The sequence below is a fragment of the Candidatus Methylomirabilota bacterium genome (assembly GCA_027293415.1).
GTDB lineage: Bacteria > Methylomirabilota > Methylomirabilia > Methylomirabilales > CSP1-5 > CSP1-5.
Map to the genome: position 1 here is coordinate 1 of JAPUFX010000213.1, position 3,160 is coordinate 3,160.

The 3,160-nt window shown below is 60.9% G+C and carries 2 protein-coding genes; both read left to right on the forward strand.

The window, feature by feature from the left end; all coding sequences use genetic code 11:
- Positions 1–651 precede the first annotated feature (651 nt).
- Entirely contained in the window at positions 652–2,031 is a 1,380-nt protein-coding gene (locus tag O6929_14305; GenBank protein MCZ6481553.1) for a TolC family protein, read from the forward strand.
- Positions 2,028–3,160: efflux RND transporter periplasmic adaptor subunit (locus O6929_14310; GenBank protein ID MCZ6481554.1), on the forward strand; the 1,133-nt coding region annotated here is incomplete at its 3' end. The genes O6929_14305 and O6929_14310, both read left to right, overlap by 4 nt.

Below are 3,160 nucleotides of genomic sequence, written 5' to 3' on the forward strand. Positions count from 1 at the left end.
GGGACCATCCCGGCAGCGCACACCTGCCGCGACAGCCGCTCTCGCAAAAGTCCTCAGAGAAGCCAGGAAATCGCTGCCCCACACAGGGGACCGATCACCCGATCAGGGCTTGACAAACCTGCGGGATTTGCAATAAAAGGGATAGTGGTTCGAAACTTGCAACTTGCAATATGTTAAGATAAGGACGCCAAGTCTACATCTGCTGGAGAAGCGTGAGTTGAAACACAGGTTGACGGTTTACCTCGTGGCTTTCGGCTTTTTGGTCGGTCTTGCCCTGTGTCTCGCCACGGATCTGAACCATAGTCATCACGGCTCTGAGTCGCCATCGGCGGAGACCCACATCGCTCAAGCCTGTGGAACCTCTGTGGTCCCGTGCGAAGGTCAATTAGATCCAGATAGCCTGCCGCTGATTCTCTCCCTCAGCACGGAGTTGAATACCTTTTACGAAGGCGTTTCAGTTACGCCACCTTTCCCACCCCCTCGCGTTTAACCAGTCTACCGTTTACCCTCTAATCATTCCCTGATATTTAGGACCGTTATTCGCAGACACTTAGGCTTCTCCGGTGTCTCGGGTGGAGCGAGTCTCATTTTGCTCTACGCCGGAGCGGCAGCACACCCGGTCACCGGCCGGCCATTGTGGGAGGATGCGTAATGCCGAAAAAGACCAGGCTCCGACTGGTTGGGTATAGCCTGGTGGGGACGCTCATCCTATTAGCGGTCCCCGTGAGTAGCCAGGCGGAATCGCAAGGAAAACTCACTCTGGAAGCGGCTCTCGAGCATGCCCTCCAGAACAGTCTGGAACTCCAGGTCATCCGGACGGAGCTTGGAGTTGCCCGGGGCGTGCTCACCCAGGCCCAGACCTACCCCTTCAACCCGGCCCTGGAACTGGAAGGGAACGGGGGGCGAGCCCGGACCTTGGATGGCCCAGTAGAGCACCGCACGGTAGGGGGGTTTTCCGTAGGGCTGTCGCAGGTTATCGAGATCAAAGGACAGCGCGGCATCCGAACCGACATTGCCACGGCGAACCTGACGCAGACCCAATGGGAGATCCGGGATGCAGAGCGGCGCGTCCTGGCGGACGTGATGCGAGCCTTCGCGAAACTCCTGGAGGCCCAAGAACTCCTCGAGCTCGTAGAGAACGCGGTGGCGCTGGCTGAGGAGACCCGAGAGACTGCACGCACACAGTTTGAGGCGGGGGAAGTGCCACGCCTCGACCTGCTCCGGGCGGAGGTAGAGCTCCGGCGGGCCAGTACCCGGCAGGTGGCCGAGAAGCGGAGAATAGCCACCGCCCGTAAGAATCTCAACCTTCGCCTCGGCCGCGCCCCCGATGCCCCGCTGCGGGCGGAAGGGCCCCTGCTCTTCGTGGAGCCTTCGGGAACCAAGGCCGAGCTTCTCAAGCAGGCCTTGGAGCTCCGACCGGATCTCAAGGCCGCCGAAGCGGGATTGCAGGCCAGTCGCCGCAGAGTGCGTCTCGTCCGGGCTGAGCGGCTCTTTCCGGAGGTAGAGGTGGCCCTCCGGTACGAGGATAGCCGCGACTTTGAGGAGCGGGACCGACGGGTCATGCTGGATTTCGCGATTCCCCTCCCCCTCTTCAATCGGCGCCAGGGAGAGTTAGAGGCGGCGTTGGCCGAAGAACTTAGGCAAGATGCCGAGATCGCCCTGGTCCAAGCCCGCATCGAGACAGAAGTGGCTATCGCGTTCGAGCAGTTCCAGGGTTCGCAACAGATTGTCGAGCAGTATGTACAGCAGATCCTCCCGCAGCAGGAGCAGAACTTCCACCTGCTCCGTGAAGGGTACACGCTGGGCCAGTTCGGCCTGACCGATGTGCTCCTCGCCCAGCGGGGGTTGATTGATGTCCGATTCGATTATCTCGGGGCCATTGGCGACTTCAACACCGCGGTGGCGGAACTCTGGCAGGCCCTGGGATTGGTCACCTTCTCTACAACAAGCCAGACGTCAGTGTCCGGTCCGAAGACCGCCGGATACTTGGTAGGTATAAGTAATAGTAGGAAGAAAGGATACCAACCGTGAAAGCAAGCGTGTGGATCTGTCGGCTCGCGTCATTCCTCCTGATCCCCCTGCTGTTTTTCGTCTCCGGGCCGGGCGCCTGCTCCCGGGAGCCCGGAGCGCTGCAGCCCCAGGTCCCTCCTCCAGCGCTGGCCAACGAGAATGGGCACGGACAAGGACAGGCACCATCTCTGGAGCCCGAGGAGAAAGGACATGGACACAGGGAGAAGCAGACACCACCCGAGGGGCACCAGGAGAAAGAACCTCATGGTCAAGAGGAACCGCATTCGAAGGCGCCCGAGGCTGGGTCAGGAACAGTGCGTCTGTCGGCAGAGGAGCGGGCCAACATCGGACTCAAGACCGTCCCGGTCGAGTTTCGCCCAGTGGAGGATGTCCGGCTGCTCAACGGGGTGGTGAAGCCCCATCCCGACCGGGTTGCCCTCGTTACCAGCCGCGTGGCGGGCCGAGCCGTGGGCATCCACGTGAACCTCGGCGACCGCGTGAAGAAGGGGCAGGATTTGGCGGATGTGCAGAGCGTGGAACTGGAGAAGGTTGAACTGGATCTGATCCAGGCCGAGAATAGGCTCGCTCTGGCGCAGGCGGACCTGGAGCGGGTTCGGGCCCTGGTCGAGAAGGGAATCGCTGCCAAGAAGGACCTCCTGGCTGCTCAGAATCATCATCAGACCGTGGTAAACGAGATCGAAAGCCTCACGCGGCAGCTCAGCCTTCTGGGGATGCCCGAGTCGGAAATCCAAAAGGTCCGACGGGAAAAGACCGTCTCGACGTTGCACATCCTGGCCCCCATCTCCGGCACCATCGTGGAGCGACGTATCATCCTGGGACAGACCATCGAGCCCAACACCCATATCTTCAAGGTTGTGGACACCTCCACAATGATCGTGGTGGGTGAAGCCTTCGAGGACGTCCTCCGCTTCCTCAAGGAGGGACAGCAGGTCCGCGTGACCGTCGCTTCATATCCCGGGGAGGTTTTTAAGGGCCGGATCACTTTTATCAGCCCGACGGTAGACCCTCAAAAGCGAACGGTGCACGTTTGGGTCCTGATCAGCAACCACCACGGGATGCTCAAACAGGGCCTCTTCGCGGACCTCTCGGTGGCGGTCGGGGAAAGCCACCGGACCGTGGCTATTCCGCT